This window comes from Pseudomonas sp. M1, assembly GCF_022760135.1.
GTDB lineage: Bacteria > Pseudomonadota > Gammaproteobacteria > Pseudomonadales > Pseudomonadaceae > Pseudomonas > Pseudomonas citronellolis.
Genome location: NZ_CP094343.1, coordinates 6,357,049 through 6,370,353 on the forward strand (window position 1 = coordinate 6,357,049; position 13,305 = coordinate 6,370,353).

Annotated in this window: 12 protein-coding genes; 7 read left to right on the plus strand and 5 right to left on the minus strand. The window is 68.5% G+C overall.

Annotation, left to right across the window (positions count from 1 at the left end; translation table 11 throughout):
- Positions 1–47 precede the first annotated feature (47 nt).
- A complete protein-coding gene (gene lysM, locus PM1_RS28305; RefSeq protein WP_009615155.1) occupies positions 48–485 on the minus strand; it encodes a peptidoglycan-binding protein LysM in 438 nt (145 codons plus the stop codon).
- A gap of 241 nt (positions 486–726) precedes the next feature.
- Between lysM and fdhD the strand changes: the two genes are divergently transcribed.
- The 4 genes from fdhD to PM1_RS28325 all read left to right on the plus strand — a co-directional run bounded on the left by fdhD (position 727) and on the right by PM1_RS28325 (position 5,240).
- Positions 727–1,569 (plus strand): formate dehydrogenase accessory sulfurtransferase FdhD, encoded by an 843-nt coding sequence (gene fdhD / locus PM1_RS28310; protein ID WP_009615153.1) that lies wholly within the window; start codon positions 727–729, stop codon positions 1,567–1,569.
- The gene (locus PM1_RS28315; RefSeq protein WP_009615151.1) at positions 1,566–3,887 is read left to right on the plus strand and encodes an FdhF/YdeP family oxidoreductase; all 2,322 of its coding nucleotides are present in this window, start codon (positions 1,566–1,568) and stop codon (positions 3,885–3,887) included. The genes fdhD and PM1_RS28315 overlap by 4 nt, the downstream gene beginning before the upstream one ends.
- Before the next feature lie 333 nt (positions 3,888–4,220).
- Positions 4,221–4,709: a hypothetical protein gene (locus PM1_RS28320; RefSeq protein ID WP_009615150.1), complete on the plus strand. Its 489-nt coding sequence runs from the start codon at positions 4,221–4,223 to the stop codon at positions 4,707–4,709.
- A gap of 111 nt (positions 4,710–4,820) precedes the next feature.
- On the plus strand, positions 4,821–5,240 hold the full coding sequence (locus tag PM1_RS28325; protein WP_009615147.1) for a glycine zipper domain-containing protein: 420 nt from the start codon (positions 4,821–4,823) through the stop codon (positions 5,238–5,240).
- A gap of 512 nt (positions 5,241–5,752) precedes the next feature.
- Here the strand turns inward: PM1_RS28325 and PM1_RS28330 are convergent.
- The 4 genes from PM1_RS28330 to PM1_RS28345 all read right to left on the minus strand — a co-directional run bounded on the left by PM1_RS28330 (position 5,753) and on the right by PM1_RS28345 (position 9,642).
- Positions 5,753–6,580 (minus strand): hypothetical protein, encoded by an 828-nt coding sequence (locus PM1_RS28330; protein ID WP_242935541.1) that lies wholly within the window; start codon positions 6,578–6,580, stop codon positions 5,753–5,755.
- Between the two features lie 136 nt (positions 6,581–6,716).
- A complete protein-coding gene (locus PM1_RS28335) occupies positions 6,717–7,160 on the minus strand; it encodes an acyl-CoA thioesterase (protein ID WP_009615144.1) in 444 nt (147 codons plus the stop codon).
- A gap of 7 nt (positions 7,161–7,167) precedes the next feature.
- Positions 7,168–8,331 carry an iron-containing alcohol dehydrogenase gene (locus PM1_RS28340; protein WP_009615142.1) on the minus strand — a complete coding sequence of 388 codons (1,164 nt, stop codon included), beginning with the start codon at positions 8,329–8,331 and terminating at the stop codon, positions 7,168–7,170.
- 516 nt (positions 8,332–8,847) lie between these two features.
- The gene (locus PM1_RS28345) at positions 8,848–9,642 is read right to left on the minus strand and encodes a thymidylate synthase (protein WP_009615140.1); all 795 of its coding nucleotides are present in this window, start codon (positions 9,640–9,642) and stop codon (positions 8,848–8,850) included.
- Positions 9,643–9,872: 230 nt separating this feature from the next.
- Between PM1_RS28345 and PM1_RS28350 the strand changes: the two genes are divergently transcribed.
- Genes PM1_RS28350 through PM1_RS28360 form a run of 3 tightly spaced genes read left to right on the plus strand, consistent with a single transcriptional unit; the run spans position 9,873 to position 13,242 of the window.
- Positions 9,873–10,373 (plus strand): sugar dehydrogenase complex small subunit, encoded by a 501-nt coding sequence (locus PM1_RS28350; protein WP_009615138.1) that lies wholly within the window; start codon positions 9,873–9,875, stop codon positions 10,371–10,373.
- Positions 10,374–10,375: 2 nt separating this feature from the next.
- Positions 10,376–11,959 (plus strand): GMC family oxidoreductase, encoded by a 1,584-nt coding sequence (locus tag PM1_RS28355; protein ID WP_009615136.1) that lies wholly within the window; start codon positions 10,376–10,378, stop codon positions 11,957–11,959.
- A gap of 2 nt (positions 11,960–11,961) precedes the next feature.
- Entirely contained in the window at positions 11,962–13,242 is a 1,281-nt protein-coding gene (locus PM1_RS28360; RefSeq protein WP_009615134.1) for a cytochrome c, read from the plus strand.
- Positions 13,243–13,305 lie beyond the last annotated feature (63 nt).

The window sequence follows — 13,305 nt, forward strand, 5'->3', positions numbered from 1 at the left end:
CCTACGAAGAGCGCCGTTACAGGGTATCGATCCCCCGCCTGCCCGCCTTACTCCGGAATCCGCAGCACCTGCCCCGGGTAGATCTTGTCCGGGTGGCTGAGCATCGGCTTGTTGGCCTCGAAAATCTTCATGTAGGCGTTGGCGTTGCCGTACTCGGCCTTGGCGATGGCGCTCAGGGTGTCGCCCTTCTTCACCGTCACGAAGCGCGCCGCCGGCGCCGCCTGGGGCACGCTGATGCTGTCCTCGACGCCGGCCACGCCTTCGACGTTGCCCAGGGCCAGGAGAATCTTCTCCTTCTCTTCCTGGCTGGCCGCCTCGCCGCTGACGATCACCTTGTCGCCCTCGACGCTGACCTGGATGTTCGGGTTGCCCAGGCCGACCTTGGCCACGTGCTCCTTCAGCGACTCGGCGGCCTGCGCCTTGTCGCCCAGCAGGCCGCCCAGCAGCTTCTCGCCGGCTTCCTTAACGAATGACAGAATGCCCATGTCCTTTCTCCTTGCGGTTACGGTTCCAGCGGCCGGCTCCAGGCCGCCCGCGCCGCCAGGAAGTCTAGACGCCACCCGGGGAGACAACGATAGGAGTCGTCCGAAAGCCGGCGGCACCCGACGGAACGCCCCGCCCAGCTTGGTGATAGATGTCATCGATCACGGCATAGGCGCTGCCGATTAGACACCCTCGGCCCCCAGGCTTAGGCTGGGGCCATTATTCGAATACAGTGCCCACCCCATGCCTTGCCAGCCAGATCGCCCGGTGCCTGCGGATGCCGCAGCCGAGGGCGCCTACGCCTATGCCGAACTGGGCAGCGGGCCCGCTTCCGGCAGCGCCGTGCTGGCCGAGGAAGTGGCCCTGGCCATCGCCTACAACGGCCTGAGCCAGGCCGTGATGATGGCCTCGCCCGGCGACCTCGAGGATTTCGTCCGCGGCTTCAGCCTGAGCGCCGGCCTGGTCGAGTCCATCGACGACATCTATGACATCCGCCTGAAGCGCCTCGCCGACGCCGTCAGCGTCGACGTGCAGATCACCAACCGCGCCTTCTGGGCGCTCAAGCGCCTGCGCCGGCGCTTGGCCGGCACCAGCGGCTGCGGCCTGTGCGGCGTGGAAGCGCTGGAACAGGCGCTGCCCGAACTGCGCCCGCTGGAACCGGCGCCGCTGCCGCCTGCGGCCCATCTGCAGGGCCTGCGCCAGCGCATCGAGCAGGCGCAGAGCCTGGCGCAGCGCAGCGGCGCGCTGCACGCGGCGCTGTATGTCGACGGCAGCGGCAGCATCGTCCTGTGCCGCGAGGACATCGGCCGGCACAACGCCCTGGACAAACTGATAGGCGCGCTCAAGCAGCAACGCCTGGACTGCCGCGAGGGCTTCGCGGTGGTCACCAGCCGCTGCAGCCTGGAGCTGATCCAAAAGGCCGTGCGCGCCGGCATCGCCACCCTGGTCAGCCTGTCCGCGCCCAGCGCGCTCACCGTCGAGTGGGCGCGCGGGCACCGGCTGAACCTGGTCCACCTCCCCCACCACAACGCGCCGCGGGTCTACAGCCCGGCGCCGGCCTCCCACCGACACCCGACATCCCGATGAGCCTGCAACCAATCAACCCCCGTTACCAACCCTACAAGGGCCCGGCAGCCGGCTGGGGCGCGCTGATCAGCGTCACGCGCTTCTGGCTGGATAGCAAGCAGCCGCTGAAGAACCTGCGCGCGCTGCTCAAGACCAACCAGAACGGCGGCTTCGACTGCCCCGGCTGCGCCTGGGGCGACTCCCCCGAGGACGGCCGGGTGAAGTTCTGCGAGAACGGCGCCAAGGCGGTGAACTGGGAAGCCACCAAGCGCCGCGTGGACGCCGCCTTCTTCGCCCGCCACAGCGTCAGCGCGCTGCGCGAGCAGAGCGACTACTGGCTGGAGTACCAGGGCCGGCTGACCGAGCCGATGCGCTACGACCGCGCCAGCGACCGCTACGTGCCGGTGAGCTGGGACGAGGCCTTCGCCCTGGTGGCCAAGCACCTGAACAGCCTGGAAAGCCCCGACCAGGCCGAGTTCTACACCTCCGGCCGGGCCAGCAACGAGGCGGCCTTCCTCTACCAGCTGTTCGTCCGCGCCTTCGGCACCAACAACTTCCCGGACTGCTCGAACATGTGCCACGAGGCCAGCGGCGTGGCCCTGGGGCAAAGCGTCGGGGTCGGCAAGGGCACCGTCACCTTCGACGACTTCGAGCACGCCGACGCCATCTTCGTGTTCGGCCAGAACCCCGGCACCAACCACCCGCGCATGCTCGAACCACTGCGCGAGGCGGTGAAGCGCGGCGCCCAGGTGGTGGCCTTCAACCCGCTCAAGGAGCGCGGCCTGGAGCGCTTCCAGCACCCGCAGCACGCCCTGGAGATGCTGACCAACGGCTCCGAGCCGCTGAACACCGCGTTCTTCCGCCCCGCCCTGGGCGGCGACATGGCCGCCGTGCGCGGCATAGCCAAGTTCCTCCTGCAGTGGGAGCGCGAGGCCCAGGCCAAGGGCGAGCCGGCGGTGTTCGACCACGCCTTCATCGCCGAACACACCCATGGCGTCGAGGCCTACCTGGCCGAGCTGGACGCCACCGCCTGGGACGCCATCGAGCGCCAGTCGGGCCTGAGCCTGGCCGAGATCGAGACGGCGGCGACCATGTACCGCCGCGCCGAGCGCGTGATCATGTGCTGGGCCATGGGCCTGACGCAGCACCGCCATTCGGTGCCGACCCTCCAGGAAGTGGTCAACCTGCAGCTGCTGCGCGGCAACATCGGCCGGCCCGGCGCCGGCCTGTGCCCGGTGCGCGGCCACAGCAACGTGCAGGGCGACCGCACCATGGGCATCAACGACCGGCCGCCGGCGGCGCTGCTCGATGCCCTGGAGAAACGCTTCGCCTTCCAGGTGCCGCGGCACAACGGCCACAACACCGTGGAAGCCATCAACGCCATGCTCGAAGGCAAGGCGCGGGTGTTCATCGGCCTGGGCGGCAACTTCGCCCAGGCCACGCCGGACAGCCCGCGCACCCACCGCGCCCTGGCGAGCTGCGCGCTGACCGTGCACATCAGCACCAAGCTCAACCGCAGCCACCTGACCTGCGGCGAAGACGCGCTGATCCTGCCCTGCCTCGGCCGCACCGACGTCGACCGCCAGGCCGGCGGCCCGCAGGCGGTGACCGTGGAAGATTCCTTCAGCATGCTCCACGCCTCCTACGGCCAGCTGGAGCCGCTGTCGACGCAGATGCGCTCGGAACCGGCGATCATCGCCGGCATGGCCAAGGCCACCCTGGGCAACCGCCCGGTGGACTGGGACGCGCTGATCGCCGACTACGACCGCATCCGCGAGCTGATCGCCGACACCATCCCCGGCTTCGCCGGCTTCAACCAGCGGGTCAAGCACCCGGGCGGCTTCTACCTGGGCAACGCGGCCCGGGAACGGCGCTGGAACACCGCCAGCGGCCTGGCCAACTTCAGCGCCGCGCCCCTGCCCGAGGACCTGCTGCCGGAGCAGGTGCGGCGCACCGGCCAGCGCCCCGACCTGATCCTCCAGACGCTGCGCTCCCACGACCAGTACAACACCACCATCTACGGCCTGGACGACCGCTACCGCGGCGTGCGCGGCCAGCGCGAGGTGGTCTTCGCCAACGAGGCGGACATCCGCCGGCTGGGCTTCGAACCCGGGCAGAAGGTGGACATGGTTTCCCTGTGGGACGACGGCGTGGAACGGCGGGTCAGCGGCTTCACCCTGCTGGCGTTCGACATCCCCGCGGGCCAGGCGGCGGCCTATTACCCGGAGACCAACCCACTGGTGCCGCTGGAAAGCCACGGCGAAGGCAGCTTCACCCCCACCTCGAAGTTCGTCGCGGTGCGCCTGGAAAACGCCCGGGGCGACGGCCGCATCTTCTGACGGTCTCGGGCGTGCGACCCCGCACGGTTGTACGCCCGAGTCATTCATCCGGAAAATTCGACGGGAAAGAGCCGAGGCTGGTCTACGGAATCGGCTTTCGCCTTTTCTCCCCATCGCGTGAAATGCCATCATTGCAACAGCATTTTGTGAGAAAAACACGCGAATTCCGTACCCTCGGAATGTCATTCTGACAGCCCGAAATAGAAAAAGTTCTGTTCTTAAATCATATACTTGCGTTTTTTGATGAAAGTCGCGTCACTCGTCGGCAGAGGCTTGTAAGCGCCTTCGCACAACAGCAGCATCGGCGCCAACATCCACACAGAGAACCTCTCTATGAAGTACTCCTCGATGCTCCTGTTGTCTCTTGCGCTGGTCGGTGGTTCCGCCTTCGCGGACGGCGACACCCGTGCCGGCGTCGGTGGCGCCCTGGGCGGGGTATTGGGTACCGTCGTCGGCCAGGCGGTCGGCGGCAGCACCGGCGCAGCCATTGGCGCCGGTGTCGGTGGCGCGGCCGGCGGTGCGGTCGGCGCCCGCCACGGCAACAAGACCGAAGCGGCCATCGGCGGCGGCCTCGGCGCAGCCGGCGGCCAGGTCATCGGCAACAAGATCGGCGGCAGCACCGGCGGCCTGATCGGCGCGGCCCTGGGCGGCGGCGGCGGTGGCGCCCTGGGCAACCACTATGCCGACAGCAACCGCCACGACGATGACGACGACTACCGCGGCTACCGCCGCGCCCGCTACGACGACCGCCACCACTGGCACGACCGTGGCCGTCATCGCGGCTGGTACAAGCACCATCGCCACCACAAGCACTGGGATTGACCCAGGGCAGGCGCCCCGCGATAAACCCCGCAGCTCAGCCGGACACCCTTGTCCGGCTGTTTTGCGTTCGGAACAATGCTTCCACCCCCTTCCCTCCTGAAAGGTTCGAACATGCGCAAGACTCTCTCGGCCCTGGCCCTTGGCCTGGTCGCCAGCCAGTACGCCCTGGCCGGCGACAACACCAACGCGGCGGTCGGTAGCGGCCTGGGCGGCGCCCTGGGCAACGTCGTCGGCGGCGCCCTGGGCGGCAGCACCGGCGCGGCCATCGGCGCCGGCGTCGGCGGTGCGGCCGGCGGCGCCATGAGCGCCAAGGACGGCAAGAAGACCGAGGCCGCCATCGGCGGCGGCCTGGGCGCGGCCGGCGGCTCGGTGCTGGGCAACAAGGTCGGCGGCTCCACCGGCGCAGCCATCGGCGCCGGCCTGGGCGGCGCGGCCGGCGGCGCGGTGGGCAGCTCGCTGGCCGATGACAAGGATCATCACGACAGCGGCCACAAGCATAAGCACAAGCGCCGGCACAAACACCGCGACTGAGCCTTCAGTCGCACAGGCCACGCAAAACGCCGTTTCCTCCCTGAGAGGAAACGGCGTTTTTCATGGTGGCTGGAGCCCCTGGCCGTAGGTGAAACGGCGGATAACCGCGAACGGTTATCCGCCCTACGCCGAGGGTGGGCCGGGTGTAGGGCGCATAACGCCTACGGCGTTATCCGCCGTTTGACCTCGATCCCAGCCGCGCTTCGGGTTCGGTCACGGAGCACCTCTTCCGGGCGCTCCGAGTTCAACCACGAAACCAGGCATGAGCCAAGTGAAACGGCGGATAACCGCGAACGGTTATCCGCCCTACGCCGAGGGTGGGCCGGATGTAGGGCGCATAACGCCTACGGCGTTATCCGCCGTTTGACCTTAATCCCAACCGCGCTTCGAGTTCGGTCACGGAGCACTTGCTTCCGGGCGCTCCAAGCTCGACCGCGACACCGGCATGAGCTCGGTGTAACGGCGGATAACCGCGAACGGTTATTCGCCCTACGGTTTTTCTTCTCAGGCGCTCAGCGAACAAAAAACATTGAGCGTCCCTGGCTAAATAGCACTCTGGGGGTGCCGTTGCGCTCGTCCTGCGCAACGTAGATGGCAACCCACTCCGGCAACTCGGCACTGACCCTCTGTAGCACTTGCATCTTGCGCGGCTTGATCCCGGAATCGCCCGCCGTCAACGAAAGATTCACCCTCACCCGGTTACCGTCAAAGTCTCCCCAGTTGGAGAACAGGTAGCTCTGCCCTGAAGGATTGGCCTGGAGGAAGTCCGGCGTCGGGTAAAGCCCGGCGGCCTTGTGGACGCTAAAGCTGATGCTGCACAGGCGCTTGAAGTTTTCCTCTACCAGGGGCGCACCGGCGAGATCGCACCCCATCTCGTGAGACTCGAAGAGGATCACCTTGTTGATGTTCGGATCACCGATGCCAAAGATCTCCCCATCGGACTCGTAGGTGCCGCGGTCAACATAGCGCATCCCCGCCCGATCGAAGGCCTCGGTGAACCCACGAGTGATTGTATCGACCAACTTGCGCTGAGCCTCTTGCGGAGTCGCGGCAAGTTCACTGGGCACCCATGCCAGGATGGCATCACGCTGGTAATTCTCCACGTGAAAGCCGTAACCCATGCCGATCAATAGCGGGGTCAAGTCGAGCATCGCATAGTTCGGCCATGCCTGGGCACCATCGATTGCCCCCCAGTCCAGGCCCGGGCCATCGATGAACGGACGTAGCGCTGGCGGCACTTCTGCGTCCTTGAGAACGGTCATCTTGCCCGCATCGGTGATGTTGGCAGCCTTGCTGCGAGTAGGGTCGTAGCTATAGTTCCCGAGGATGACATCCTGCACGGCCATGCAGCCGGAAAGGCCCAGTATCCCGGCAAGCAAGACACCCCGGGTCGATCTCCATTGTCGAAGCCGCTTCACGTTTCATCCCTGTCTGTAGATTTCGCCACAGCGTTTTAACCGGCAACGCCGTCGCGAATCAACCTGCCCCTCGATCCACCAGCAACGCCTGCATCGCCTCGCGCAGGCCGTCAGGAATCGCCACCGGCCGGTTGCCCGCGCGTTCGACGAAGACGTGCACGAAGCGCCCGGCGGCGCAGGCCAGGTCCTCGCCCAGACGGAACACCGCCAGCTCGTACTGCACCGAGCTGTTGCCCAGCTTGCCGACGCGCAGGCCGACCTCGATGCGCTCGGGGAAGGCCACGGGGGCGAAGTAGTCGCAGCTGGAGCTGACCACGAAGCCGACCACCTCGCCGTCGTGGATGTCCAGTCCGCCCTGCTCGATCAGGTAGGTGTTCACCGCGGTATCGAAGAAGCCGTAGTAGGTCACGTTGTTCACGTGGCCGTAGATGTCGTTGTCGTGCCAGCGCGTGGTGATCGGCTGGAAGTGCCGGTAGTCGGCGCGGCTGGGGTGTTCGCTCATGTCGTCCTCAGTAGGCGGCGCGGTAGATCGCCAGGGCGTCGGCCTCGTCGACCTCGCGCGGGTTGTTGACCAGCAGGCGCTGCTGCTGCATGGCGTCGCTGGCCAACAGCCGCAGCATGTGCTCCGGCACCCCGGCGTCGCGCAGGCGCGAAGGCAGGCCGCAGCGTGGGCTGAGGTCCGCCAGCTCGTCGATGAACTGCCCGACCAGGCCGTCGCGGTCGCCGGGGCGCAGGCGCTCGCCGAGCAACAGCGGCGCCAGCTCCGCATACAGCGCGGCGGCGGCCGGCGCATTGAAGCGCATCACCTCCGGCAGCACCAGCGCGTTGGACAGGCCGTGGGGAATGTGGAAATGCCCGCCCAGCGGGTAGGCCAGGGCGTGCACCGCCGCCACCGGCGCGTTGGCGAAGGCCTGGCCGGCCAGGCAGGCGCCCAGCAGCATGGCCTGGCGCGCCTCGCGGTTGGCGCCGTCGTGCACCACTGCATCGAGGTTTCGTGCCAGCAGGCGCAGGGCCTCGCGGGCCAGCAGGTCGGACAGCGGGTTCTTCTTCAGCTTGCTGGTATAGGCCTCGATGGCGTGGACCATGGCGTCGATGCCGGTGGCCGCGGTCACCGCCGGCGGCAGGCCGAGGGTCAGGTCGGCGTCGAGCAGGGCCAGGTCCGGCAGCAGGTGCGGGCTGACCACCCCGCTCTTGGTGGTGGCGCCGGTGGTGACGATGGCGATGGGGGTGACTTCCGAGCCGGTGCCGGCGGTGGTCGGCACCTGGATCAGCGGCAGCCGCGGGCCGCGGGCATTGCCCACGCCGAACAGCTCCGGCAGCGCCTGGTTGGCCTGCGGGTGGGCCAGCAGGGCGACCAGCTTGGCCACGTCCATGGAACTGCCGCCGCCGAAGCCGACGACCAACTGCGCGCCCATCTCCAGCGCCTGCATGGCGGCCTGCAGGACCACCGCTTCCGGCGGGTCGGCCAGCACCTGGTCGAACACCTGCACCGCCACCCCGGCGGCGGCGAAGCCCGGCAGCACGCCGTCGAGCAGGCCCAGGCGGGTGATGCCGGGGTCGCTGACGATGAGCACGCGGGCGGCGCCGCGCTCCTGGCAAAGCGCGCCGAGGCGGACGGCGGAACCGCTCTCGCAAAGGATCTGCGCGGTGGTGGCGAAGCTGAAAGGCTGCATGACATTTCCCCGTCGTTATCGTTGTTCGGCGCAAGCGCAGTGGGGCCGTCCGGACAGCGACGGGCGATCGGGGCAGCATAGCAAGCCGCCACGATCAGGCGGAACCTTGTATCGCTATGCGAAATGAAGCACTACCAATCGAATGGATAGCGCAGCGGCGGGCAGAGCCCAGCACCTTGGCGCGATTGAAAACAACGTAGGAGCAACTGTCTGCGTCGAGGTGCTTTTCGTAGGATGGGTTGAGCTTGCGATACCCATGCAGTTGCGCTGATGGGTATCGCTTCGCTCAACGCCATCCTACGAAAAGCCGTGCTTCCTGGAACCGTAGGAGACCTTGTCCGCGATAGCCGGACGTCCCGGCGCGGTTCGCGGATAAGATCCGCTTACGCTACGCCCCCACGCCATTCCCATGAGGAGCGCGCCCTGCGCGCGAAATCGCGGACGGAGTCCGCTCCTGGGCAAGGGCGGAACGGGAGGAAGACCCCCGCCACGTGGCAGGGGCGAAGAGACGGGCGGTCAGACGGCGACAGGCGCCTTGATATGCGGGTGGGATTCGTAGCCGACCAGCTCGAAGTCCTCGAAGCGGAAGTCGAACAGGTCCTTCACCTCGGGGTTGAGCTTCATGGTCGGCAGCGGCAGCGGCTCGCGGCTCAGCTGCAGGTCGGCCTGTTCCAGGTGGTTGGCGTACAGGTGGCAGTCGCCGCCGGTCCAGATGAAGTCGCCCGGCTGCAGGCCGGCCACCTGCGCCACCATCAGCGTCAGCAGGGCGTAGCTGGCGATGTTAAAGGGCACGCCGAGGAAGATGTCCGCCGAGCGCTGGTACAGCTGGCAGCTGAGCTTGCCGTCGGCGACGTAGAACTGGAACAGCGCGTGGCACGGCGGCAGGGCCATCTCGTCGATCAGCGCGGGGTTCCAGGCCGAGACGATCAGGCGGCGCGAGTCCGGGTTGTTCTTCAGCATCGTCATCAGATTGGCAATCTGGTCGATGTGGCGACCGTCCGGCGCCGGCCAGGAGCGCCACTGGTAGCCGTAGACCGGGCCGAGGTCGCCGTTCTCGTCGGCCCATTCGTCCCAGATGGAGACGCCGTTTTCCTTCAGGTAGGCGATGTTGGTGGAACCTTTGAGGAACCACAGCAGCTCGTGGATGATCGATTTCAGGTGGCACTTCTTGGTGGTCACCAGGGGGAAGCCTTCGCCTAGGTCGAAGCGCATCTGGTAGCCGAATACGCTGTAGGTGCCGGTGCCGGTACGGTCGCTCTTGAAGGTGCCGTGCTCGCGCACGTGGCGCATCAGGTCGAGGTACTGTTTCATGGAAAACCCGTGTCGTAGAGAGGTCCGCGAGGCACGCCGAAGGTTCGGCGCGGGCACTTTCGCCCTGCAGAATCGCGAGATGCCGCAATACTAAGGGGCAGGCCCGCGTACCGCCACCCTTGGTTGGAGCGCGCCGACGATAAGCCAGAAGGCCGGGCCCGACCCGGCCCATAACCCCGTGATCCCGCCGCGGCCCCGGGCCGCCGCTGCCTGTTGAACGAGAGGTCCGCATGCCAGACCAGCCACGCTTTTCCCTGTCCCGCCGGCGCCTGCTGGCCATGGCCTGCGGCGGCGCCGTGGCCGGTGGCCTGCTGCTGGGCCCGGCGGCCCTGGCCTGGGCCGCGCTGACGCCCCAGGCCGAGGCGGAACTGGCGATCTTCATGACGCTGTCGCAGCGCCTGACCGGGCGCAGCAACCTCGACCCACGCATCGGCCAGCGCCTGTACCTGGCCCTGGCGCAGCGCGACACCGCCCTCGCCCAGAGCCTGGGCGAGCTGCAGGCGCGCCTGGGCGACGGCCCGCAGCGCTGGAGCGAGCGCCAGCAGTGGCTGGCGCGGCAGATGCTCGCCGCCTGGTACCTGGGCTACGTGGGCGAGGACGACCACCCCAGCGTGGTTGCCTATGAAAGCGCGCTGATGTTCCGCGCGGTGGACGACGTGCTGCTGCCGCGCAGCTACTGCAGCAACCAGCCGGGCTTCTGGGCCGCGCAACCGGTCGAGCGGGGGGCCTGAGCATGGCCGACACGCAAAGCGCCGACTACGTGGTGGTCGGCTCCGGCGTCGCCGGCGCCCTGGTCGCCCACCAGTTGGCCCTGGCCGGCAAGGACGTGCTGATCCTCGAGGCCGGCCCGCGGCTGTCGCGCTGGGAGATCGTCGAGCGCTTCCGCAACCAGGCCGACAAGTCCGACAACCAGGCGCCCTACCCGTCCATGGCCCACGCGCCGCACCCGCAGTACCACCCGGACAACCACTACCTGGTGCAGAAGGGCGAACACCCCTACGACGTGCAGTACCTGCGCGTGGTAGGCGGCACCACCTGGCACTGGGCAGCCTCGGCCTGGCGCTTCCTGCCCAGCGACTTCAAGCTCCAGAGCCTGTACGGCGTCGGCCGCGACTGGCCGTTCGAGTACGCGGAGCTGGAGCCCTGGTACCAGCGCGCCGAAGAGGCCCTCGGCGTCTGGGGCCCGGCCGACGAGGAGCTGGGCTCGCCGCGCAGCCAGGCTTACCCCATGGCGCCGCTGCCGCTGTCGTGGAACGAGCAGCGGGTGAAGGACGTGCTCAACGCCAACGGCTACCGCGTGGTCACCGAGCCGGTGGCGCGCAACAGCCGCCCCTTCGACGGCCGGCCGACCTGCTGCGGCAACAACAACTGCATGCCGATCTGCCCGGTGGGCGCCATGTACAACGGCATCGTCCACGTCGAGAAGGCCGAAGCCGCCGGCGCCCGGCTGCTGGACAACAGCGTGGTGTTCAAGCTGGAGAAGGGCAATGGCGGACGCATAGTCGCCGCCCTCTGCAAGGACCCGCAGGGCGAGGAGACGCGGGTCGAGGGCAAGGTCTTCGTGCTCGCCGCCAATGGCGTGGAAACGCCCAAGCTGATGCTGATGTCCGAGGTCGGCAACGCCTCCGGCATGGTCGGCCGCAACCTCATGGACCACCCCGGCACCGCGGTGCGCTTCTACGCCAGCGAGAAGCTCTGGCCTGGGCGCGGGCCGCAGGAGATGACCTCGATGGTCGGCTTCCGCGACGGCGCCTTCCGCAGCCAGTACGCGGCGAAGAAAATCCACCTGTCCAACCTCTCGCGGGTCGACCAGGTGGCCGCCGAGCTGATCCGCCAGGGCCCGCTGCTGCTCGGCCGCGAGCTGGAAGCGCAGATCCGCGACCGCGCCGCGCGCTTCGTGCGTTTCGACAGCTTCCACGAAATCCTCCCGCGCCCTGAGAACCGCATCGTGCCCAGCGCCAGCGAGCGCGACGCCCTGGGCATCCCCAAGCCGGAATTCACCTACGCCATGGACGACTACGTGCGCCGCAGCGCGGTGCACACCCGAGAAGTCTATGCCCACGCTGCCAGGTTGCTCGGCGGCAGCGAGGTGCAGTTCGAGGACAGCTTCGCCAACAACAACCACATCGCCGGCACCACGCTGATGGGCGACGACCCCGGCGACTCGGTGGTGGACCGCGACTGCCGCAGCCACGACCATCCCAACCTGTTCATCGCCGGCAGCGCGGTGATGCCCACGGTGGGCTCGGTGAACTGCACCCTGAGCCTCGCCGCCCTCGCCCTGCGCCTGGCCGAGCGCCTGAAAGGGGAGGCCTGAGCATGTCCACCCGCCTGCTGGCCGCCCTCCTGCTGCTGCCCTGCCTGGCCCAGGCCGCCCCGGCCCTGGACCCGGCGCCGGCCGAACTGCTGCAGCGCGGCGAATACCTGGCCCGCGCCGGCGACTGCGCAGCCTGCCACACCGCGCCCGGCGGCCAGCCCTTCGCCGGCGGCCTGGCGCTGACCACCCCGCTGGGCGCGGTCTACTCCACCAATATCACCCCCGATCCACGCACCGGCATCGGCAGCTACAGCTACGAAGACTTCGCCCGCGCCCTGCGCGAAGGCGTGGCCAGGGGCGGCCTGCACCTCTACCCGGCGATGCCCTACACCGCCTACGCCAAGATCGGCGACGCGGACATGCAGGCCCTCTACGCCTACTTCCTGCGCGGTGGCGTCGAGGCAGTGGCCCAGGCCAACCGCGACAGCGACATCCCCTGGCCGCTGAACATGCGCTGGCCGCTGGCTATCTGGAACGCGCTGTTCCACGACGACCGGCCCTTCCAGCCCAACCCGAAACAGAGCGCGGCCTGGAACCGCGGCGCCTACCTGGTGCAGGGCCTGGCCCACTGCGGCACCTGCCATACCCCGCGCGGCCTGGCCTTCCAGGAGAAGGCCCTGGACGAGAAGGGCAGCGGCTACCTCGCCGGCGCCGCCCTGGGCGGCTGGTACGCCTACAACATCACCAGCGACACCCACGCCGGCATCGGCGGCTGGAGCGACGCCGAACTGGTGCAGTACCTGCGCAGCGGCCGCCTGCCCGGCAAGGCCCAGGCCGCAGGGCCCATGGCCGAGGCCGTGGAGCACAGCTTCCAGTACCTGCGGCCCGACGACCTGCAGGCCATCGCCAGCTACCTGCGCAGCGTCAGGGCGGTCGGCGACGGCGAGCGCAAGCCGCGCTTCGCCTGGGGCGGCCCCGCCGACGACGTGGTGACGCTGCGCGGCGAGGACTTCGATGCCCGGAGCCGCGACGACGGCGCCCGGCTGTTCCTCGGCAACTGCGCCAGCTGCCACGGCTGGAACGGCCAGGGCACGCAGGACGCCTACTACCCCATGCTCAGCCGCAACACCACGGTGGGCGCGCAGCAGCCGGACAACCTGGTGCAGGTCGTGCTCACCGGCGTGCACCGCGAAAGCGCCGGGCAGCAGGTGTTCATGCCAGGCTTCGCCGGCGCGCTCGACGACCAGCAGATCGCCACCCTGGTCAACTACCTCACGGCGCAGTTCGGCAACCCGGCGGTGAAGGTGGACAGCGCCCGGGTCGCCGCCATCCGCCGGCCCTGACCGCGCCTCATCCTTTCGAGGGGCCGCCGCCACTGCGGCGGAACCGGGTTTGACATACCCCCG

What these genes read in the sequence shown, in the direction of transcription:
- fdhD (WP_009615153.1), top strand. Translation starts at nt 727, where the DNA reads ATGCCTTGCCAGCCAGATCGCCCGGTGCCTGCGGATGCCGCAGCCGAG.
- PM1_RS28350 (WP_009615138.1), top strand. Translation starts at nt 9,873, where the DNA reads ATGCCAGACCAGCCACGCTTTTCCCTGTCCCGCCGGCGCCTGCTGGCC.
- lysM (WP_009615155.1), bottom strand. Translation starts at nt 485, where the DNA reads ATGGGCATTCTGTCATTCGTTAAGGAAGCCGGCGAGAAGCTGCTGGGC.
- PM1_RS28355 (WP_009615136.1), top strand. Translation starts at nt 10,376, where the DNA reads ATGGCCGACACGCAAAGCGCCGACTACGTGGTGGTCGGCTCCGGCGTC.
- PM1_RS28315 (WP_009615151.1), top strand. Translation starts at nt 1,566, where the DNA reads ATGAGCCTGCAACCAATCAACCCCCGTTACCAACCCTACAAGGGCCCG.
- PM1_RS28345 (WP_009615140.1), bottom strand. Translation starts at nt 9,642, where the DNA reads ATGAAACAGTACCTCGACCTGATGCGCCACGTGCGCGAGCACGGCACC.
- PM1_RS28340 (WP_009615142.1), bottom strand. Translation starts at nt 8,331, where the DNA reads ATGCAGCCTTTCAGCTTCGCCACCACCGCGCAGATCCTTTGCGAGAGC.
- PM1_RS28360 (WP_009615134.1), top strand. Translation starts at nt 11,962, where the DNA reads ATGTCCACCCGCCTGCTGGCCGCCCTCCTGCTGCTGCCCTGCCTGGCC.
- PM1_RS28320 (WP_009615150.1), top strand. Translation starts at nt 4,221, where the DNA reads ATGAAGTACTCCTCGATGCTCCTGTTGTCTCTTGCGCTGGTCGGTGGT.
- PM1_RS28335 (WP_009615144.1), bottom strand. Translation starts at nt 7,160, where the DNA reads ATGAGCGAACACCCCAGCCGCGCCGACTACCGGCACTTCCAGCCGATC.
- PM1_RS28325 (WP_009615147.1), top strand. Translation starts at nt 4,821, where the DNA reads ATGCGCAAGACTCTCTCGGCCCTGGCCCTTGGCCTGGTCGCCAGCCAG.